Here is an 18436-nt window from a genome sequence, read left to right as displayed (position 1 = left end):
CCGGCCGTTGCGTCGGGTTTTTTGTTGCACGGATTTCAGCTTTGGCGTGTAGTTGAGCCAAATTGGGAGGCTGCATGGCCACTGGGGTGCCAGAGTTTGAAGAGCGCGAAGGCCTTGAAAGCTGGCTCCGTGAGAAGCCTGCTGATTGGGCGCAGGCAATCGCCGCGCGTTCCGCGCTGCGCGCATTTCCGTTGGTGTTCGAGGTTGCAACGTTTGCTGAACGTCGATTGCCGATGGCTGGCAAGCAGTCCTTAATTCTAATGAGCTGGCGGGCGACCTTCATTTCATGGGCCGCGTCCAAATATCCAGACTATCGTATGGAGTCTTTAGCGTCTGCTGCCGCCAATGCGCTCAGTGCCACTGCTATTGGAGACATCACTTACATAGCGATCGCCAAGGTTGCCAGAGCTTCTGCCTTGGCCACTACAACCACCACAGCGGCAAGAGCCGCCAAAGCTGCGGCCACTGCGGCCTCCAACACAGCCGCCGCTGCCGCGACCACTGCCGCTTTGACCTCTGCCGCCGCTGCCGCCAGTGCGGAATCTGCCGTATGGGCTGCGGTAAACACCGATGCGAAGTTTCTGCAGGGAAACGAGAAGGGTTGCAATGCTCCGTCGGATCTTATGGCCAAACTGTTGTGGCTTGAGCCGACGGCAGACAAGAAGCGCCCTGGAAATTATTGGCCCCTGTTTGCGCGAGAAGCCTTCGACCACTTCTCAGAGATCGACTGGGTGAAAAGTAGTGCTTGGGAGATGATCATCGCTTGGTATCTAGCGATTTCACCGCATAGTCGGAGTGCACAACCCCGCACTCTTTGGGGGGAAAAGGCAGACACGGTAATCGCCATGCAGCCGAAGGAATTCTGGGAGCGCGAGCCGGAAGAGGTGCTGGCGGCGATTGCGGAGATCGTGGATTGGGCGCCGCCGGAGGCACACCTTGATTCCAGGCAAGACAGGAACCGTCATGTCAAAGCCAATAGCATCGGCCGCTCCCATCAGGTCTCGGCTCAAGCCGTCGGCAAGGCTCTGTCAGATAACCGTGAGCCTTTGCTATTTTCGCTTGCATCCCTCCAGCAGCAGATCGCCGAATTTCGGGAGCGCGTTCGCGGGGACAATCAACTCGCCCCAGACTTCAGAGCGGAACTGATTGCTTTCCTAGACGGGCTGGAAGCAAGTCTCAGCGAACTGGCGGGTTTGGTGCCGGAATCGGCTGACAAAGGTGTTTCGAAAGAGGATGCTGCAGAAGCTGCAACCTGGTTGGTGAAGTATAAGGCGCGTATATTGGCAGGATTGGAAGATTACTGCGCTGCAGACAATGTCGCCGATACAACTTTGCCGGTCGGCATCATTCTAGGTTGCGGGACGGTTGGCGCTTTGGTCGCCGGCCCCATGGGTTTCGGTGCTGGTGCCTTTTTCGGTCAACTTGTCGTCAGGCATGCGAAGCCCGGCACCGTGGGTGACAAGTTGAAAGAGGTTCTGGAAGAGGCCCAGGACGAGCCGCAGGATTAAGGCGGGACGGAGCGGACAATGACCGATAGCTTTCCACTCGTTGATGTCATTAGCGCCAGGCCGCGTGAGGGGCAGGTGCTGTCGCTCACGTTTTCGACCGGCGAGATCGGCGAGATATCGCTTGCGAAGATGATCGAGACGGGCGGCCCCATGGTCGAGCCCTTGCGCGATCCCGCAGTCTTCGCGCAAGTCTTCGTCGAACTCGGCGCGCCTGCATGGCCGCACGGGTTCGATCTCGACGCCATCGCGCTTTACATCGACATGCGCGACCGTGGGCTGTTGAGAAAGCCTGCGGCGTAAGAAGGAGGGCGCGCCGGCTGGTCGGGCCCTACGTCCCGAACCCGTGGCTCGCCCAGGCCTCGGCCACGGCGGGGTGTTTCAGCAGCGCCGCGGTCAGTTCCGCGTAATCGGGCATCGCCCTGGCGGGTTCGTGCCAGTCGGCGAGCATGGCGGCGTAGACGTCGGTGATGGTCATGCGTTCGCCGACGAGGAACGGACCTGCGATCGCGGCGGCGAGCTGGGCGAAATCGCGGGTCATGTCGGCGGCGGCCTTGCGCCTGACGGCGTCGATTGCTTCGGGCGCGGCGTCGGCGGTGTGGCGTTCGGGATAGTAGAAGCGGAGCATGGCCGGATAGATATTGGCGGTCATGAAGACGAGCCACTGCACCGCGGCGTTGCGGGCGGGCGTGGCCTGCGGCGGCAACAGCCGCGCCTCGGGAAAGGCGTCGTCAAGCGCGAGCAGGATCGCCGCGCTCTCGGCGATCACCTGTCCCGTGGGCAGCACCAGCACCGGCACCTTGGCGGCGGGATTGATCGCCGTGAACTCGGCGGCGAAGGTGTCAGGCACCTCGTGCCTGTCGAAACCGACGCCGATCAGCCGCAACGCCGCCTCGACCACCATCGAGCCCGAGCCCTTGCGCCAGTAAAGCCCGTAATCCGCCATGTCGCGTCCCCCTGAACCGGTGATCCTCATGCCAGCATCGCTGTGCGCGGGCATGCGGGCAAGGGCAAAAGCGGCGCGCGGGTGAGGAGGCCGCATGGGTCGGCGCCAGACTCAGTCGGACGGCATCAGGAACACCTCGCGCACCGTGGCGCGGGGATCGGCCTCGAGCGCGAAGACCACCGCGCGGGCCACGTCCTCGGGCTGCAGCTTGTCGGGCTTTGCCTCGTCGAAAAAGGCGGTGTTGACCATGCCGGGCGCCACCACGGTGCAGCGGCCGCCCCAGTCGCGCATCTCATCGGCCAGGTTGCCGGCATAGCCGTGCACGAACCATTTCGAGGCGCCGTAGATCGAGCCCGCGATATGGGTGCGGCCGGCGGCCGATCCCGTGAGCACGATGTGGCCCTTGCGCGGCTTGAGATGCGGGATCGCGGCCTTGGCGGTGTAGAGCAGCCCCTTGATATTGACGTCGATCAGCTTGGCCCATTCCTCGGGGTCGCCGTTCTCGGTGCCGGCCGCCTTGAGCCCCATTCCAGCATTCGCATAGGCCGCATCGACGCCGCCGAAGGCGTCGGCGAGCCTGCCCAACGCCCGGGTCTGGTCCTCAAGGCTTGCGGCATCGCCCGGCAGCGCCAGCGCGCGGTCGCCGAGTTCCTTTGCCAGCGCCTCGAGTTTGTCCTCGGAACGGGCGAACAGGCCGACATTCCAGCCGGCTGCATGGGCCGCGCGGGCGGTGGCGGCGCCGATGCCGCTCGAGGCGCCGGTGATGAAGAGGGTCTTGTCGGTCATGGGGGCTCCTTGTCTATCGGTGGTGCCCTGCCAACGCCCCGATGGCGACAGCGTTCCATCGCGCCCCGCGCCTGTCCGGCGAGGCACGCGGAAAAATCCGCGGGGCCAAGGCGCCGCGGCCCTTGTCGCGCCCGATTTTCTGCTATGGATCGCGCCATGAAGCGGCTCAGCAAACCGAAGCTCGATTCCTTGGGCGGGGGCGTGATCCTGTCGCTGGCGCTGCATGCGCTGGTGCTGGGCGCGCTGCTCGTCTCCCTGCCTGCGCCCGAAGCGGAGCCCGAGCCTGAGGAGCAGGTGGTCGAGGTCACGCTGGTCGAACCGCCGGAGCCGGAGCAGGCGACGCCGCCCGAACCGGAAGCTGCTCCCGAACCCCCGCCCGAACTGGAGGCTGCCCCGGAGCCGCCTGCGCCCGAGCCGCCTGCGCCTGAACCGGAAACCACCCCGCCGGCGCCCGAAGCTGAAGCCCCTCCGCCCGCGCCTCAGGCCGAGGCGCCTGCGCCGGAGTCCGTGCCGATCCCGGTGCTGCGGCCTGTGCTGCGGTTCGGCGAGGAGGATTCCGGCCCGAAGCTCTCCCCCGATGGCGACAGCGCCGAGGAGCCTGCCGCCACCGAGACGCCGAAGGACGCGGCCGATCCGGAAGCGCCCCTGCCCGTCGAGGCAGTGCCGGAGCAGCCGGAGAGCCAAGAGCCGGAAACGCGCTCCGCGGAAGACGTGCCCAGCGAAGCGCCTGTGCCCTCGCTCGCGCTCCCGGAGCTTGCCCTGCCGGAGGCCGATCTCTCCCTGGGCGGGGAACCGGAGCCCGGGGCGGACCCCGCGCCGGCAGCTCTGCCGGAGACTTCGCCCGGGCCTGACGCGCCCGAGGACACGAACGCGGCGCCCGACGCTCAGGCCCCGGCGCCGGACGCGGCCCCGTCCGGGGACACCGGGCTCGCGGAGGCGGGCGAGCTGTTCTCGCCCAATCTCACGCAGGACCGCGCGGCGATGGTGGCGATGGGCAGCCTGCCGCGCGAGATGCGCGCAAGCCAGCTCTGCGCCTCCGAGCTGCAGCAGCAGTTGCGCAATGCCACGCCGCCCTATGGGCTCGAACTGCTGCCGACCTACCAGTTGCGCCAGGGCAATGTGCTTGCGGTCGACAATGCCGCTTTCCGCGCCGACGGCGCCTGGTACGATCTGAGCTTCCGCTGCACGGTCGACGATGACGCCCTGCAGGTGTTGAGCTTCGCCCACCGGGTCGGCCAGCCGATCCCGCGCGACGAGTGGCGGGCGCGCGGTTTCCCGGATTTCTGAGGTGCGCCGGCGCTGCGGCGATTTTGCCTGCGGCCGGGAATGGCCACAGCAAAACCACACTCGCGTCTATCATCGTGAGTTTTAAAGACGGGCGTCAGGGACGGTGAATGTGAGGGGAGCCGGTGCGATGCCAATGCCGGACCCGGCGCGCCGCCGGTTCCCGCGCCGGGCCCCGCTGTGGCGGCAGCTGCTGCTCTCGGCTGCGCTGCATCTGGCCGTGCTGGGCGCGGCGCTTTGGTTGATCGCGCCGCCATCGCTTCCGGTCACCGCGCCGGACCGGGGCATTCCGGTCGCCATCGTCACGTTGCCGCCGCCGACACCGGATGCGACGGCCGTGCCCCCAGCACCTCCCGGCACCGGCGCGCCCCTTGCGGGCGACCCCGCCCGCGACACGACCACGGCGCCCGCCGCCGGCGATGAAGCACACGCCCCGGCACCGCTGCCCGTGCCGGCAGAGACCGGGGAAGACTCTCAAGATTCGGCCGCAAAAGCGCCCGCTGTCCCGCAGCCACCAGAGCCTGCACCGCGCATCAAGGCGGACAAACTTTACTCGGCGGGTATCCTTGCCGATCCGCGGAGCCGGGAGGCGCTCAAGGAACTCAGCCGCCTGGTGCCGGAGGACCGCATCATCCAGCTGTGCAATGTCGAAGCCATGGAGCAGGTGCATGTCCACAGGCCGGAGCTGCATCCGGATCTGCTGATCGCCTATGCGATGGGGGATGCCGATCTCGAAGGCCTGACGCTCCGCGCCGAGGGCGGCGCGATCCGCAGCGACCGGCACTGGTTCCGGATCGGCTTTTCCTGCGAGGTCTCGCCCGACCTCACGGCTGTCCGCGCCTTCGACTTCGCGCTCGGCGATCCGATCCCCGAAAGCGAATGGGAGGCGCACTTTCTGACCGCGGACGATCCGGTGGACTGAGGGGGGCGGGGGATTGCCCCTTGCCACCCGCTGCCTGCCTGTGGCACCTGTCGGGCCACCCACATGCTGAGCCTGGAGACTGCCATGACCCGCGACGACGCCACCGCCCTGATCCGCCGCTATCTCGATGCCTTCAACGCCAAGGATTTCGACGCCATGCTCGCCTGCCTGAGCGACGACGTGATCCACGACGTCAACCAGGGCGGCCGTGAGATCGGCAAGGAGAAGTTCCGCTGGTTCAACGCCAAGATGAGCCGGCACTATGACGAGGAACTGGGCGACATCGCCATCATGGTCGATGACGGCGGTAACCGCGCCGCGGCCGAATTCACCGTGCGCGGAAGCTATCTTGCCACCGACGAGGGGCTGCCCGAAGCCACCGGCCAGCGCTATTCGCTGCCCGCCGGGATCTTCTTCGAAATCGACGACGGGCTGATCAGCCGGGTGTCGACCAGCTACAACCTGAATGACTGGATCGCCCAGGTCAAAGCTGGCTGAGGCTTGACGCGTTGGTGTCTGCGCCGCTCGATTTCTCCGTGCTTGCAGCGGGCGAGGTGCCTGCCGCGCTCGATGACCTGGCGCGGCTTCGGATCGAGGTCTTTGCCGGCTGGCCCTATCTCTACGAGGGCGATCACGCCTATGAGGCGCGCTATCTCGCGCGCTTCGCCGCCTCTCCGGGGGCGGTGGTGGTGGCCGCGCGCACGCCCGAGGGGCGCATGGTGGGGGCTGCCACGGCCGCGCCCCTGGCCGACCACGCCGACGAGTTCGCAGCCCCCTTCGCCCGCGCCGGGCTCGATCCGCGTGATTTCTTCTATCTGGCCGAATCGGTGCTGCTGCCCGGATATCGCAGGCAGGGGGCCGGGCGGCGGTTTTTCGAGCTGCGCGAGGCGGCAGGGCGTGCGCAAGGGTTTTCGCGCGCGGTGTTTGCGTCGGTGATCCGGCCGCAGGACCATCCGGCGCGGCCCGCGGATTACCTGCCGCTCGACGGCTTCTGGCGGCGGCTCGGCTACGCGCCGCTTGAGGGCCTGGAGGTGGAGTTTTCCTGGCGCGACCGTGGCGAGGACGCCGAGACGGTCAAGCGGCTGCAGGTCTGGGGCAGGGCGCTCTGAGGCACGGCGCTCGCTGCGACAGCGCAACAGGCCGGGGCTTGCGAATTTCTGTTGCGGATCGCCGTGGCGGCAGGCTACCTCTGGGCATCTCCCTCTTGAGGATCCGGTCATGGCGTCGATGAAGTCCCACGCAATTGCGACCCTGCTGCTGCTGGCGGCGACCCATGCGGCGCCGGCCAACGACACCACCGCCGAACTCAAGACCGGCGGCCTCGTCTTCGTGCAGACCGAGGCCATCTCGATGGTCGAGGAAAAACTCTACATCTCGCCCTCCGAGGTCCGGGTCGACTACCGGTTCCGCAACACCACCGACAGCGATGTCGAGGCGCTGGTGGCGTTTCCGGTTCCCGACATTGAAGGCGGCTACGCCATGGTTTCGTTCGATCCGAATGCGGGCGACAATTTCCTGGGTTTCGAGACGACCCAGGATGGGCAGCCGATCGTGGCGGAGCTGCAGCAGCGGGCCACCGTCAGCGATGTCGACCTGACCGCCGAACTCGAGGCCGAGAACATTCCGCTGATGCCCGGCGCGGAGGTGACCGAGGTCGCGCTTGCCGCGCTCAGCCCGGAGGCGGCTGCGCGGTTTGAGGGGCTGGGTCTCGTGCGCGTCGAGCAATGGGACGACGGCAGCGGCATGAAGGCCCATCTGGTTCCTCTGTGGACGCTGAAATCGGTCTACTGGTGGAAAACCGTCTATCCGGCCAACAGCGAGGTTCGCGTCAGCCATCGCTACGCCAGCAGCGTCGGCGGCACGGTCGACGTCACCTATCTCGACGAAAACGGCGAGCCGCGCGGCGAGCGCTTCGCCGACTACGAGAAGCGCTACTGCCTCGACGAGTCGATGGTGCGGATCGCGCAGAAGACCCGCAAGGCGCAGATCGAGAGCGGCACGCAGCTCTATGTCGAGAACTGGATTTCCTACATCCTTATGACCGGGAACAACTGGGCCGGACCGATCGGCTCGTTCACGCTCACCGTCGACAAGGGCGATCCGAAAAACGTGGTCAGCTTCTGCGGCGAGGGCGTCACCAAGACCGGGCCGACCACCTTCGAGATGACGATGACGGATTTCTATCCCGACCGCGACCTGGAAATCCTGCTGCTGGTTCCTGTGAACTTCTGAAGCCGCGGGTCTCCGGGCCCGATCCTTGGCGGGCTCCTGCCATGGCAGACGGGCCGGGCCTTGTCTGAGCCGCGAAGGCGCTGGCGCGCGGCCGCTCTCCAAGCCCGATCGGTCCCGTAAGCCCCCCAGGATCCCGTGCCTGCAAGCTGAACGCAGGATGAACGTGTGGTTCCGGTTCGGTTCAGGCGGGCAGGCCTAGTGTGGGCTCAATCGATCGGGACAGCCGGTTGAGACAAGTCACTCAAAGGCCACCGCGCCGAAAGACCAGGAGAACCGCCATGAACCGCTTTATCCGCAACGCTCTCGCCGCCCTCGTCGTCGCCACTGCCGGCGTTGCCGCCACCGCACCGGCCGCCAATGCCTCGGGCATCGGTTTCGAACTCTCGATCGGCGGCCCCGGTGGTGCCATCACCGTCCACGACCGCGATCGCCGCGGCGGCTGGGGCCGCGACCACGGCCGGGGCCACGGCTGGGATCGCGGTGGCGCTTGCCGCCCGCATCAGGCGGTGAACAAGGCCCGTGACATGGGTGTGCGCCGGGCCGATGTGGTCCGCGCCGGTCGCGGCCGGGTCGTCGTCGAAGGCTTCCGCCATCACCGTCCGGTCCGCGTCGTCTTCGCCAACGAGCGCCACTGCCCGGTCATCGGCTTTCGCCGCTGACCCTGACGTCTCCGCCCGGTCCGCCCCCACCGGCCCGGGCGGACGCAAGGGATGAAAAAACGGACGCCGCCTTCCGCAAGGAAGGCGGCGTCCGCTGGTCTCGTCCCGGATCTTCGTGTCCGGGGTTTGCGGCAACTGGGCCGTTACTGGTCGATTTCCCAGGTGACGTTGACGGTCACGCGGTATTCGTTCTCGCCCGAGGCGACCGGCACGGCATCAGCGGCCTTGGCGCTCATCTGCACCATTTCCGCGCGCGCCATCGGCATCGGCGGGGCGGAGTAGGAATTTTCCGCGATCTGGGTGATGCGGCCGAGCTTCACGCCGAGCGCCCCGACCATGGCTTCCGCCTTGGCCTTGGCCTTGGCGATGGCATCCAGGCGGGCGGCGTCGCGAACCGTGTCCTTGTCGTCATTGGTGAACATCACATCCCCACCCTGGTTGACGCCGAGCGTCACCGAGGTGTCGAGAATGGCGCCGAGCCGGCTCAGGTCGCGCACCCGCACGGTCAGCGAATTGGTCGCCGTGTAGCCGACGATCTTGGGCTCGGCTTGCGTGCCGTTCTTGGGTTCGGGATAGACCCAGCGCGGCTGGATCGAAAACGCCCCGGTCTGCAGGTCGCGCTCGGCGATGCCTTCTTCCTTCATGGCGCCAAGCACATCGGCCATCGCCTTGTTGTTGGCGTCGAGCGCCTCGCGCGCGGTTTTGGCTTCGCGCAGCACGGTCAGGGAGAGCACCGCCATGTCGGGTGCGACTGCGGCCACACCTTCGCCGGTGACGGACACCACGCCCGGTGCGGGCGTCTTCGCCTCGTCGGCAAGGGAGGCGGGAAGGCTGGCGAAAAGGCCGGCTGCCAGCGCGCCGGCAAAGGCCGCGCGACGGCTGAAAGTGAGGGATGGAATCATGAAATCCTCCGGTAAGATGCAAAAAAAGATGTCCCTTCGCGCCGTTTGTGGCGGGCGATTGTGGGCGCATTGCGGCAGCACTTGACGCGCACTCGCTATCGTCCGTCCCGCGCGCCCGCGCAAGCCGCCGCCCGGGCCTGTTATGCTGCCGCCGCGAGAGCTGAGACGCGCGCGCCGACCTCTCTTGTGACAGGGGGTGTTTTGGTCTACACCGCGTTGCATCCGGACCTCTCGCGTCCGGCCGGGGTCCCGCTTGAGGCGTTCGCGCCCGACCGGTCCTCCGGGCCTGTAGCTCAATTGGTCAGAGCCGGCGGCTCATAACCGCTTGGTTGGGGGTTCGAGTCCCTCCGGGCCCACCATTTCTGTCTTCGGANNNNTTTTTTCCTCGATTTGTCTCACCGGAATTTCGGATCGATGAAAGTGGGACATTATTGCGGTCCACGTAGGTTTTGCGGCGCTCGAAACCGGCATCAATGATGCGCTTGGATTGGGCGGCTTTGGTGTAGTGCTGCGCCATCTTGGAATCAGACCAGCCAAAGATCGCCATCAACTGATGTTCGGTCGCTCCGGCCTCGGCGAGGATCGTCGCGGACGCCTTTCTGAGGCCATGCGAAGAGCATTCCGGCAAATCGGCGTCGTTGCACCACTGGCGCATCTTGTTGCCGAATCCGTTGCCGCTGAAGGCCTTGCCGTATTCGGTGATAAGGAAGGTCGGCTGATCATGTGTGATCGCGTCCAGCGCCTCACGAAGCTCGTCCGTGACGGGTAGGCTGAGTGACTGCGCATATTTGCCGGACCCTTTCTCCGGCATGAATTCGATGCGCTCTCCGACCAGGTTCCGCCAGCCGAGTTTGACCAGGTCCGAGCGTCTGACACCCAAATTCAGCATCAGTTCCATTGCAAGCCGGGCCATGGAGCCGAGCGGATAGGCTGCGCGATAGCGCGCCAACTCCGCTTCGCTCCAGGTATGGAAGCCGGGCGACTTATGAATTTTGGTGACGCCGTTCGCGGGATTGAACGTCGCTAGCTCGGCGCTGATAGCCCAATTGAACAGCGCCTTCAGGTATTTCACCAGCTTGTCAGCCGCGCCGGGCGTGCCGCTGCGCTTCATCTGGCTGGCTTCGATGTCGGATTTGCGAATCTTCTTGAAGGGCAGCTCGCCCACATTGCTGCAATAACGATTGAGAACGCTCTTCTTGTCTTTTTGCGTGGCCGGCGACTGGCTCTGAAACGCCTTGGACCGATAATAAGTCTCGACCAGCCAACGAACCGAGCCGGGCTCCAGTCGAGAAATCGGGACAGTTTTCTCGCCACGATCGCCAGCCAGAACGCGGTGATATTCTTCCGTAAATGCCTGGGTGACGCTGCCAGCCTCGTCCAGATAGGCAGACGTCATGCGGTATTTCGGCATACCTGGAAGGCGGAGATAGAACCGCTCGTTGCCGTGCCGATCGATATCCCGTGAGCAGTATTTGAAGGGAACGCGCTGATTACCCAACCGCGTAATCAAACGGGTTTTCGCCATCGTCTTCGTCTCCGCTCAAGCCTTGTTCTTTGATGTCGTACCAGGACGCCCGGATTTCCTCCGCATCCCAACGGCGTAACGCGCCGATCTTCACGCCTTTTGGCATAAGCCCACGGCGGACCCAGTCGTCAAAGGTGCCCGTCGAGACGTCGAGAAGTTCCGCCGCACGGACGCGGCTGACCGCGACCTTGTAAATGGGGCGCGGGGCCAGCGCTTCAGCTTGTTGCTTCATGTGCCGTTCCTCACGCTCTGGAAGCGCCGTCAGCAAGCGCCAAAGCCTTCTGCTTGGGCTCGACCATATTCGCCGCAAGATACTCATCCACGGCGTTTTCCGGCAGAAACAAACTTCCTCCGATCCGAACATGCCGGATTTCCTGCTTGGCGATCAGGTTTCGGATGCGAGCAACCGGCCATCCGGATCGGTCTGCGAGTTGTTTGGGAGACAAGAGTTGTGCCTGCATTGGAAATTCACCTCCAACTGATGATAGAGTGATATGAACGCAAAAGAATCACATCGATCCTCAAAATGCAGCGCGATTATCAGCAAAATAATAAATCGACGCAAGACACGCTGCTCATTCAGATGGGCAAACGTTTGGCGATGATCCGGGAACACTCGGGACTGAAACAGATCCCCTTTGCGGAAGCGCTTGAGGTCTCCCAGGGCGGCTACAATACCTATGAGCGCGGCCAACGCGAGATTCCCGTTCGCGTACTGCGCTCGCTCTACGCAAAGTTCAACGTCAATCCAGTCTGGATGATGACCGGGGAAGGCAGCCCCTACAATCGTGACACGGTAGATCTCTATCACGAGGTCACGAACCAAGTTGATGCCTTTATCGTGCGGGAAAACTGTCAGGTGGAACCGGACAAGCGCTTGAAGCTCATCCGGTTCCTAATCGACTACGCCGAACAGCACGGCGAATTCACAGAGGAAATTGCAGAAAAATATCTGAGGTCAGCAATATGAGTAAATCGAGCTTTGAAGAGCAGATAATGCAGGGCGCCTACGCCCTTGGTCGCCAGCGCGACCAACTGGCATCCGAAAAACGAAGGCTGGCAAGGCAGTTGCGCTATACTCAGCACTCGGCCCGACTCAAAAGCCTTTCAAAGCAATACGATTTTGGGATGGTCTTCTTCGCTGCAATGGGAGCCGTTTCACTCATCTTGTTCGACGCAAACAGCGGCTCGGAAGCTTGGATGACACCAGTGCTGAGCCTGTCGCTCATTTTGTTCGCGTGCGGTAATGCGCTGCGTGGCCGGAAGATGGTCAGCCGTATCAGAAGCTTCGATGATCGTTTCGGTAGCTGGCAGTTCTGACGGCAATTATTCAACCCACTTTGATGGGTTGAATAATTTTAAAAAATGCATTATTTGAACCATTGAAAGGGTCAATTAATGCGCTTAACGCTCCAAACCCATTTTGACGGTGAGTGGCATCACGCCGCGTCATTGGAACTCAAGGACGACGCGGCCGGCTTTCAGGGCGCGTCGATCGTCGATTACGATCTCGACTATTTCGTCACCGTGGCATCGGCGGAGTTTTCTGCTGGAAAAACGGTCCGGGACCATCGCGCCTTATCCGTCCGTCACCCCGTCGATCTCGAAAATCGATATAGCCGCAGCTGGCCGCCCTTCCTCTTGGATCTCATGCCGCAGGGGCACGCGAGGCGAAAGCTTGCCGAGCACCTCGGCCTTACCGAAGGCTCGCGCGCTTCTGATCTCCCGCTGCTTCTGCGATCGGCGACGGGGGGCATAGGCAATATCCGCATCAAAGAAGCGGCGGACGCCGAAGTGGAACGGCTGCGCGGTGTCGAGCGCCAAGGGGTGACAGAAGCAGAAATCCTTGAGCGGTCGGATCGCTTTATGGAAGTTGCCGATCGCTTTGGAATGCTCGCCTCCGGCTCAAGCGGCCTGCAAGGCGAATGGCCGAAGGTCTCGATGACCCAGGCGAATGACGGGCTCTACTATCCCGACAGCTTCGTGACCGACGAAGAGGCCGTGCGCCACGTCATCGTCAAGCTGGTACGCAGCAACGTGCCTGTGGACCGCCTCATCCTCGAAGGAGAAGCCCTTTATTCGCGGATCGCGCAAGAGATCGGCTTGAATGTCAGCAAACCTTCGACCTATGCCGAAGGCGTCTTGATCATTCCCCGCTTCGACCGGAAGAAGAGAGAAGGCGGCGGAACTATTCGGTTGGGGCAAGAAAGTTTGGTGTCCGCGATCGGCGTTGCCGATTTTGGCCATGTCGGTACGCATGAGGCCTATATCGACGTTCTGCGCCAATATTCGGCCGATCCGTTCACGGACATTGTCGAATACCTGAAGCGCGATATTGCCAACCTCGCGCTTGGCAATCCCGACAATCATGGCCGGAACTCAGCTCTCAGCAAGCACCAGGACGGTACAATCCGCCTGTCCCCGCTGTTTGATTTCGCACCAATGCGGCTAGCAAAGGAGGGTATCGTTCGCTCCACCCGATGGGCGATGATGCGAGACGGCGGTCGCGATCATCTTCCCGATTGGAAACGCATTTGCGCTGAACTGGTGCCTGATCCTGCAGAGCAGAAAGCGCTCAAGACTGCGCTCACCGAGTTTGCCGAACATCTGCGCCAGGCTCCGGCCATAGCGAAAGAAATGGGAGCGTCTGCGGATATTCTGGACCGTGCGATGGGACGCTGTATCGAGATTGCAGATAGCGTTTTGGCGGCACGCCACTGATAACTAAGGGCAACTAAATGGCTCGCTGGAAGAAACCAACGAAAGACGAGATTCTTGAAAACCGGCGAACACTGGCGGAGCGCGCTCGAACGGGTGACTTAAGGCTGCCTGAAGCCGTTGCAGATATCCGTAAAGGATTTGGCATGACGCAGGAGGAGTTTGCCAAGACGCTGTCGCTTACGAGGCGACAAATTGCTGAAATAGAATCAGGCGCGGCTAATCCGACGCTTGAAACGTTGGACAAGATAGGTCGGCTTTTTGGCTTCAGGGTCGGCTTCGTACCCCAGATAAGCACAGACTATCACACTCAACGCTCACAGTGACTTCTTGCGAACTACGGAGTACCCCACAACCATACCTTGAGCCACTGCATCACGCGCATTCTCTAATGTATGCCCGCTCGCTCTCCAAACTGAAATCTCCTCTCCAAAAGCCTTTTGAAAAACGAGGCAGAGACTACAGAATATTTTAGGCCCCATCGGCACAAGTATCACGCGCGCAACATGCTTTATAGTATGTATAAGTGAATACATCTGCCAGTATGTCTGATATGGAGACATAACGGGATAAAATATTACCCGATCTTTGTTTATTATCTCCAGAAGAGGCTTGTTTGCCTCCTCCACTTTAGTGTCAAAATGAGCATCATTACCGGAAGGAAAAAAGCAAAATGTAGAGCTCGGATCAAGAAACTCTACAGCGCCGACTGCATGATCGGTCTCGTACCCCAGGCCCAAAACTAAAACCGCCGGCAACTCCGGATTGGAAGTCCAGCCTTCGAATCCATCCAACGGTGCAAAATCTAAAAATTGAACCTCCTCATCAACCGGCTCTCGAAATTTGGCAATGGAATAGGCGAGAGTTAACTGAATCTCGGCAAAAAAATCATCTTCAAGCAGCTCACCTAGCAGACTGGCCATTGCTCCTCGGTTAAGTGACGACACATCCAGCAATACCTTAGCTCCGACGAAGCATCTACCAGGCTCCATCGTCTGCAATAGCTTAACTAGAGAGCTGCCCTGCGGAAGAACATGCGCCGCGATCTTTTTACGATATTGATCATTTTCTTCGAAACTAAATATGCGACCGTCTGAAAAATAGTATCCGACGCGTACATCACACCTATCCGCATATTCCTGAGCAAGGTAGCGGGAGCGCTCCTCATAGCCCACAGCATAAATCATCAGATTATAGGATGATACCTCTTCAGGCCCCAAGTTGATTACTTCAATTCTCATCTGTAAATTCCATCTGGGTTTGATTTGCCCCAAGGTTGGAACCCAATAAGGAGGACAAGCTAGCCTCTCTATCAAAAGACAAAGGCAGCTTATAATATGCGGAAAGAAGATAGTTAAGGCGAAATCTTTTCCCCACAACATCCGATATTACTTCATCTGAAGCTTGATCAGGGATGTATATAATTGCACCAATATTTATTGCCTTACCAATTGCTGACAGATAATCAGGATGAACCCCTCTATCAACACGGAAAGAGAGCGGCGGCTGATCACGAAACTTGGTAGCGACAATGTTATTATATAACGCCTCGCCGATTGTATCGAGCAGGGATAAAAGGCCCTTTGATGAGTCAAGCTTACCCCTGACAGGGACGGTCTTAAGGAGAGATCTCATCACTCGAATAGACTTTTCAATCTCGATCGCTTGCACGCCCTCGGATATGCTCCTGGTTTCGTTATGTGATCGGTATTCAGCGATTAGCGGTGAAAGCAGGTTGATCAACGCCCTCGGATTGCCTTCGGTAAGCGTCAATATTGACGGCAAGCCCGCATAAAGACCAAAGCTCTTTCTTGAGCGACTACTCAACCTCTCAGCTAGCAAACTGCTTTTCGAAGGTCGAGAAAAGTATTCTCTTATAACAACTATATTTCTGGCCTTGCGTAGAGTTTTCGCCATGGCCGCTTCATTCAACGCAGAAACATCCCCGAGATTGACACCTCTTCGCTGAAGATAGTTTCTAAAACTAGAATCCTTATCAGCTAGAGAGTTAAATACCTTACCAAGAGGCTTGTCCTTCGCGTACTTGCTTTCTCCGCCGTCATCAGCGCTACCTTCGTCCTCGAATGAAAAATACGACGTGCCGAACATCTGTTCAATGCTGGCCTCTATTCCAGAACTCTTTAAGATTGATTCAGCCAGCCTCCGCGAAAACTCGTACGAAATTTCTTTTCTAGGGAAAGATAAATCTATGTGTGTGTAGTCGTTCTTCTGCGACGCTCCAATATCCAGCTGATAATTTCTGAAATTCTTGTTAAATGGTGCCAATGCTAATTTATAGGTTATATTAGGGTCATCCGACGCACTTCTAAGGTCAAGAAATAAAGACTCCTGAATGAAGGAAGGCGCCACTTCTATTTCATCAAATAAGAACGCCCAACGTCTCGCCGGCAAACCGCCAATTTCATTGGACACGCTTGCTGCTTGCCGCATACCTTCCTTGTAATCTAAGAATAAATATTCCTTTTGGGAAGCTAAAGATAAATCTCTGCTGTACCGGATTCTATTTTTTAGCGCACCAATATCCGCCAACCGTTCGGAAAGCGCCGATTTCAGTTCAAAGAAAGTTGGTGCGCGAGGCGCCACCTGCCACATTCCGGCTAACCGCGTCACAAGTTCCCGTTCTTGATCGAGTGACAAGCCCGGAATTAGGTGACCAAGGAGCGAATTGCCCCCGAACTCCGGATTGCGCCATTCCATCAACGAGATAACGATAGCTTTGAAGATGTGGGTGGTGAAGGTGCTCATTCCCAGCAATTCAGCTGTTCCAGGATCTCCAATTTGTGCACCCAGGCCATTTAGTTGACCGTGCCAACTCCTATCAGCCGCAACAAACACTGACACAAAATTCACTCGGCTCTTAATCGCGTCCGCGTCGTCTCCGTGCCAGTTGCACAATGCGGGTATTGTGAGCATCTTAAGAAGGGTTGTTTTCCCAGAGCCTCTTGGGCCAGAGACGACCACATGGCCTTTCGTGATAAGGCGACTAAGGGCGGCCGAAGGCGGCACAAAACTAGATGCAATCTCTCGGTCGGATTTGTGTTTTGCGTTGAATGCGTCGAAATAGAGACTCTCTGTCATGCATTCCTCACGAGTTCACGGATCCTAGTCCCTTCCAGACTCAAAACAATCTCGGGGCGTAGGGACAGAATGCCGTTGAGAGCTTCTAAATCGCTAGGCATAAAGTACTGTAATTCCGAAAACCTAGCCAAGGCGTCCTGCCAAGTAACCCTTCCGTCAGCATTCACCGCCTCGCAAAGGCGATCAGAAAACGCATGCAGGTCACCTCGATAGCCAAACCCCGTCTTAATGGGTAAGCCACCAGGGATGCTGGCGTCCGATTGCCAGCCTGTGCCAGGCGTCCAGTTCCACGCTTGAATGGTTCCTTTCACTTTTGAAAAGCCAACCGTTTGGGACGTGTCGAGGTCAATGACGTAAAACTGATTGGGACACGGATTGTTCTCATCTCCGGTGCGCGTCGCAGAGAAGCTTGCACAAGAGAGGACAATTGGAGCTGAATTTCCTCCTGCACAATAAAGATCCGATCGGTGCCTATGCCCATGCAATACGAACCACTCTCCCAAGTTTGCTTTACTCAAAAGCTTTATTAGCCGATTAGCACCTTTCATCGTGCTTTTGTCTTCAAATTCATCACTCGATACGTCGCGGAGGTGATGGTGAAAAAGGCAAATGTTTGTTTTCTGCGGGGAGGCAGAAACGACTTCGCCGAGCCGAGCCTCTATCGCGTCCAGAGTGTAGTCGCTAATCCGGCCATGCAGTAGCTCAGGCTCCGAGCTTTCACCGTATCCATGGTAGGCACACGAATTGATATTTAGAAGACGCCAATTTGCATCTTCGATTATAGAAAAATTGTTTGCCCAATACTCAAGGTGGATGGCTTCATGCTTCTTGGCGCCTGGGGTCGGAAAAGGCGGCTCTAAAGCTTTCAGGAAGCCTCTCGGGTCAAACTTGTTTTGCTTGTGTCGAGAGTCGAGATCATGATTGCCACAGGTTGCAAGCAAGTGGCTGATATTGTTCTCATCCCGCACCGCCATTAACTCTCGCCAAACATGCTCGGTGGCTTGAGAGTCTGCTCTGTCTGCAAGGTCGCCTGCACAGATTAGCACGTCAGGTGGCTCAACCTTGCCGTTTTTCAACAGGTCGCGCAATCCGATCAGAGGGTCATTACTGGCGGTCCTTCGAGGACTGGAAAACGAGATGAAGGAAGGTGACACACCGTTGGCGGGCGCTGCGCTAATCGCGTGGAGATCAGAGATAACAAGAATCTTCATGCTACCAGTTCTTAATTATGACTTCTGAACTCTTTCGTCTGCTTGCAGCAAAGCCAGATATGTTTTTTTGGACCATATACCTTTCAGCTCCCCACTGCTCTGCAAGAGAATAAACTGCTTCATCATCGATGAAGCTCAGAAGAAAGTAAGCCCCTCTCGAGTTTATCAAATTCAGAACGTCCGAGAGCCGATCCATATCTCCTTTATTAAAGTGCCCCTTCACATATTCATTAAATATTCTACCTTCATTTTTTATGTAAGGAGGATCAAGATAGACAAAATCCTCTTTATTCAAGCGCTCCTTGATCACGATTTCGAAGTCGGAGCAAATAATATTTGCCATCTTAAGCTGATTCGAAGCGCTTATGAAATCACTGAGGGAGGGATACCCCCCTCTTCCGGCGGCCGCAAATGGGACATTAAAGTGACCAGACTTGTTGGTGCGGTATAGTCCATTAAAACAGTTTCTATTTAAATATAGGGTAAATACGGCTCGTTCGAACAGATTGTCTGAGCTTATAATAGCTTCTCTTATCTTATTGTAGGTTTCTCGCTCACGTGGAATCTTGTTTAGCTCACCGTAAATCTCTTCAGGAAAATCGCGGACCGCATGATAGAGATTTATTAAGTCGCGATTTAGATCGGAG

The 18436-nt window shown here is 59.3% G+C and carries 22 protein-coding genes and 1 tRNA gene; 13 read left to right on the top strand and 10 right to left on the bottom strand.

What is annotated here, in order from left to right:
• Window positions 1-74 precede the first annotated feature (74 nt).
• Entirely contained in the window at window positions 75-1508 is a 1434-nt protein-coding gene (locus AWJ14_RS12780; protein ID WP_066179637.1) for a hypothetical protein, read from the top strand.
• An 18-nt stretch (window positions 1509-1526) separates the two neighbouring features.
• Entirely contained in the window at window positions 1527-1808 is a 282-nt protein-coding gene (locus AWJ14_RS12775) for a DUF2442 domain-containing protein (protein WP_066179633.1), read from the top strand.
• 28 nt (window positions 1809-1836) lie between these two features.
• Here AWJ14_RS12775 and AWJ14_RS12770 read toward each other — a convergent pair whose 3' ends face one another.
• Window positions 1837-2481 (bottom strand): glutathione S-transferase family protein, encoded by a 645-nt coding sequence (locus AWJ14_RS12770; RefSeq protein WP_210183539.1) that lies wholly within the window; start codon window positions 2479-2481, stop codon window positions 1837-1839.
• Between the two features lie 81 nt (window positions 2482-2562).
• Window positions 2563-3237: an SDR family oxidoreductase gene (locus AWJ14_RS12765; protein WP_066179627.1), complete on the bottom strand. Its 675-nt coding sequence runs from the start codon at window positions 3235-3237 to the stop codon at window positions 2563-2565.
• A gap of 156 nt (window positions 3238-3393) precedes the next feature.
• Between AWJ14_RS12765 and AWJ14_RS12760 the strand changes: the two genes are divergently transcribed.
• From AWJ14_RS12760 to AWJ14_RS12735, 6 genes are all read left to right on the top strand, one after another.
• Window positions 3394-4524 carry a DUF930 domain-containing protein gene (locus AWJ14_RS12760; RefSeq protein ID WP_066179625.1) on the top strand — a complete coding sequence of 377 codons (1131 nt, stop codon included), beginning with the start codon at window positions 3394-3396 and terminating at the stop codon, window positions 4522-4524.
• 127 nt (window positions 4525-4651) lie between these two features.
• Complete coding sequence (locus tag AWJ14_RS12755; protein WP_139112636.1) at window positions 4652-5443, top strand: DUF930 domain-containing protein; 792 nt, start codon at window positions 4652-4654, stop codon at window positions 5441-5443.
• 84 nt (window positions 5444-5527) lie between these two features.
• Window positions 5528-5941 (top strand): ketosteroid isomerase-related protein, encoded by a 414-nt coding sequence (locus AWJ14_RS12750; protein WP_066179617.1) that lies wholly within the window; start codon window positions 5528-5530, stop codon window positions 5939-5941.
• A gap of 14 nt (window positions 5942-5955) precedes the next feature.
• The gene (locus tag AWJ14_RS12745) at window positions 5956-6552 is read left to right on the top strand and encodes a GNAT family N-acetyltransferase (RefSeq protein WP_342587259.1); all 597 of its coding nucleotides are present in this window, start codon (window positions 5956-5958) and stop codon (window positions 6550-6552) included.
• A gap of 109 nt (window positions 6553-6661) precedes the next feature.
• On the top strand, window positions 6662-7675 hold the full coding sequence (locus AWJ14_RS12740) for a DUF4424 domain-containing protein (protein ID WP_066179615.1): 1014 nt from the start codon (window positions 6662-6664) through the stop codon (window positions 7673-7675).
• Between the two features lie 278 nt (window positions 7676-7953).
• Window positions 7954-8334: a hypothetical protein gene (locus tag AWJ14_RS12735; RefSeq protein WP_066179611.1), complete on the top strand. Its 381-nt coding sequence runs from the start codon at window positions 7954-7956 to the stop codon at window positions 8332-8334.
• A 143-nt stretch (window positions 8335-8477) separates the two neighbouring features.
• Here the strand turns inward: AWJ14_RS12735 and AWJ14_RS12730 are convergent, their stop codons facing one another.
• Window positions 8478-9236, bottom strand: a complete 759-nt coding sequence (locus tag AWJ14_RS12730; protein WP_066179608.1) for an SIMPL domain-containing protein — start codon at window positions 9234-9236, stop codon at window positions 8478-8480.
• 282 nt (window positions 9237-9518) lie between these two features.
• Here AWJ14_RS12730 and AWJ14_RS12725 point away from each other — a divergent pair.
• A tRNA-Ile gene (locus tag AWJ14_RS12725) sits at window positions 9519-9595 on the top strand.
• An 18-nt stretch (window positions 9596-9613) separates the two neighbouring features.
• On the opposite strand, the gene AWJ14_RS12720 is transcribed toward AWJ14_RS12725, so the two are convergent.
• From AWJ14_RS12720 to AWJ14_RS12710, 3 genes are all read right to left on the bottom strand, one after another.
• Window positions 9614-10761, bottom strand: a 1148-nt coding sequence (locus AWJ14_RS12720) for a site-specific integrase (protein WP_139112638.1), incomplete at its 3' end; no start/stop codon positions are given.
• Window positions 10727-10993 (bottom strand): helix-turn-helix transcriptional regulator, encoded by a 267-nt coding sequence (locus AWJ14_RS12715; protein ID WP_027487993.1) that lies wholly within the window; start codon window positions 10991-10993, stop codon window positions 10727-10729. The genes AWJ14_RS12715 and AWJ14_RS12720, both read right to left, overlap by 35 nt.
• A 10-nt stretch (window positions 10994-11003) precedes the next feature.
• Window positions 11004-11222, bottom strand: coding sequence for a helix-turn-helix domain-containing protein (locus AWJ14_RS12710; protein ID WP_066179605.1), 219 nt, complete (start codon window positions 11220-11222; stop codon window positions 11004-11006).
• Window positions 11223-11287: 65 nt separating this feature from the next.
• Between AWJ14_RS12710 and AWJ14_RS12705 the strand changes: the two genes are divergently transcribed.
• The 4 genes from AWJ14_RS12705 (at window position 11288) to AWJ14_RS21950 (ending at window position 13805) form a co-directional block, all read left to right on the top strand.
• On the top strand, window positions 11288-11731 hold the full coding sequence (locus tag AWJ14_RS12705) for a helix-turn-helix domain-containing protein (RefSeq protein ID WP_066179601.1): 444 nt from the start codon (window positions 11288-11290) through the stop codon (window positions 11729-11731).
• Window positions 11728-12081: a hypothetical protein gene (locus tag AWJ14_RS12700; protein ID WP_066179597.1), complete on the top strand. Its 354-nt coding sequence runs from the start codon at window positions 11728-11730 to the stop codon at window positions 12079-12081. The genes AWJ14_RS12705 and AWJ14_RS12700 overlap by 4 nt, the downstream gene beginning before the upstream one ends.
• Window positions 12082-12159: 78 nt before the next feature.
• Complete coding sequence (locus AWJ14_RS12695; RefSeq protein ID WP_066179594.1) at window positions 12160-13482, top strand: type II toxin-antitoxin system HipA family toxin; 1323 nt, start codon at window positions 12160-12162, stop codon at window positions 13480-13482.
• A 17-nt stretch (window positions 13483-13499) separates the two neighbouring features.
• Window positions 13500-13805, top strand: coding sequence for a helix-turn-helix transcriptional regulator (locus AWJ14_RS21950; protein ID WP_083220241.1), 306 nt, complete (start codon window positions 13500-13502; stop codon window positions 13803-13805).
• Here AWJ14_RS21950 and AWJ14_RS22215 read toward each other — a convergent pair.
• The 4 genes from AWJ14_RS22215 to AWJ14_RS21940 form a co-directional block, all read right to left on the bottom strand.
• Window positions 13797-14720, bottom strand: coding sequence for a hypothetical protein (locus AWJ14_RS22215; protein ID WP_139112635.1), 924 nt, complete (start codon window positions 14718-14720; stop codon window positions 13797-13799). The two genes, AWJ14_RS21950 and AWJ14_RS22215, sit on opposite strands and share 9 nt — an antisense overlap.
• Window positions 14710-16578: an ORC-CDC6 family AAA ATPase gene (locus AWJ14_RS22210; RefSeq protein ID WP_139112634.1), complete on the bottom strand. Its 1869-nt coding sequence runs from the start codon at window positions 16576-16578 to the stop codon at window positions 14710-14712. The genes AWJ14_RS22215 and AWJ14_RS22210 overlap by 11 nt, the downstream gene beginning before the upstream one ends.
• Window positions 16575-17789, bottom strand: coding sequence for a metallophosphoesterase family protein (locus tag AWJ14_RS21945; RefSeq protein WP_083220240.1), 1215 nt, complete (start codon window positions 17787-17789; stop codon window positions 16575-16577). Before AWJ14_RS21945 ends, AWJ14_RS22210 begins: the two co-directional genes overlap by 4 nt.
• 1 nt (window position 17790) lies before the next feature.
• On the bottom strand, window positions 17791-18436 hold a 646-nt coding region (locus AWJ14_RS21940; RefSeq protein ID WP_139112633.1), incomplete at its 5' end, for a DNA adenine methylase.

The sequence above is a fragment of the Parahoeflea olei genome (assembly GCF_001703635.1).
In the GTDB taxonomy this organism is placed as follows: domain Bacteria; phylum Pseudomonadota; class Alphaproteobacteria; order Rhizobiales; family Rhizobiaceae; genus Hoeflea; species Hoeflea olei.
The sequence above is the reverse complement of the archived record's forward strand: the minus strand, read 5'-3'. Positions and strand labels throughout refer to the sequence as shown.

Coding starts and splice junctions, on each gene's coding strand:
- AWJ14_RS12735 (WP_066179611.1), top strand. CDS start 7,954: ATGAACCGCTTTATCCGCAACGCTCTCGCCGCCCTCGTCGTCGCCACT.
- AWJ14_RS12755 (WP_139112636.1), top strand. CDS start 4,652: ATGCCAATGCCGGACCCGGCGCGCCGCCGGTTCCCGCGCCGGGCCCCG.
- AWJ14_RS12700 (WP_066179597.1), top strand. CDS start 11,728: ATGAGTAAATCGAGCTTTGAAGAGCAGATAATGCAGGGCGCCTACGCC.
- AWJ14_RS22215 (WP_139112635.1), bottom strand. CDS start 14,720: ATGAGAATTGAAGTAATCAACTTGGGGCCTGAAGAGGTATCATCCTAT.
- AWJ14_RS12765 (WP_066179627.1), bottom strand. CDS start 3,237: ATGACCGACAAGACCCTCTTCATCACCGGCGCCTCGAGCGGCATCGGC.
- AWJ14_RS12715 (WP_027487993.1), bottom strand. CDS start 10,993: ATGAAGCAACAAGCTGAAGCGCTGGCCCCGCGCCCCATTTACAAGGTC.
- AWJ14_RS12780 (WP_066179637.1), top strand. CDS start 75: ATGGCCACTGGGGTGCCAGAGTTTGAAGAGCGCGAAGGCCTTGAAAGC.
- AWJ14_RS12710 (WP_066179605.1), bottom strand. CDS start 11,222: ATGCAGGCACAACTCTTGTCTCCCAAACAACTCGCAGACCGATCCGGA.
- AWJ14_RS12730 (WP_066179608.1), bottom strand. CDS start 9,236: ATGATTCCATCCCTCACTTTCAGCCGTCGCGCGGCCTTTGCCGGCGCG.
- AWJ14_RS12775 (WP_066179633.1), top strand. CDS start 1,527: ATGACCGATAGCTTTCCACTCGTTGATGTCATTAGCGCCAGGCCGCGT.
- AWJ14_RS22210 (WP_139112634.1), bottom strand. CDS start 16,578: ATGACAGAGAGTCTCTATTTCGACGCATTCAACGCAAAACACAAATCC.
- AWJ14_RS12705 (WP_066179601.1), top strand. CDS start 11,288: ATGCAGCGCGATTATCAGCAAAATAATAAATCGACGCAAGACACGCTG.
- AWJ14_RS12740 (WP_066179615.1), top strand. CDS start 6,662: ATGGCGTCGATGAAGTCCCACGCAATTGCGACCCTGCTGCTGCTGGCG.
- AWJ14_RS12750 (WP_066179617.1), top strand. CDS start 5,528: ATGACCCGCGACGACGCCACCGCCCTGATCCGCCGCTATCTCGATGCC.
- AWJ14_RS12760 (WP_066179625.1), top strand. CDS start 3,394: ATGAAGCGGCTCAGCAAACCGAAGCTCGATTCCTTGGGCGGGGGCGTG.
- AWJ14_RS21950 (WP_083220241.1), top strand. CDS start 13,500: ATGGCTCGCTGGAAGAAACCAACGAAAGACGAGATTCTTGAAAACCGG.
- AWJ14_RS21945 (WP_083220240.1), bottom strand. CDS start 17,789: ATGAAGATTCTTGTTATCTCTGATCTCCACGCGATTAGCGCAGCGCCC.
- AWJ14_RS12695 (WP_066179594.1), top strand. CDS start 12,160: ATGCGCTTAACGCTCCAAACCCATTTTGACGGTGAGTGGCATCACGCC.
- AWJ14_RS12770 (WP_210183539.1), bottom strand. CDS start 2,481: ATGAGGATCACCGGTTCAGGGGGACGCGACATGGCGGATTACGGGCTT.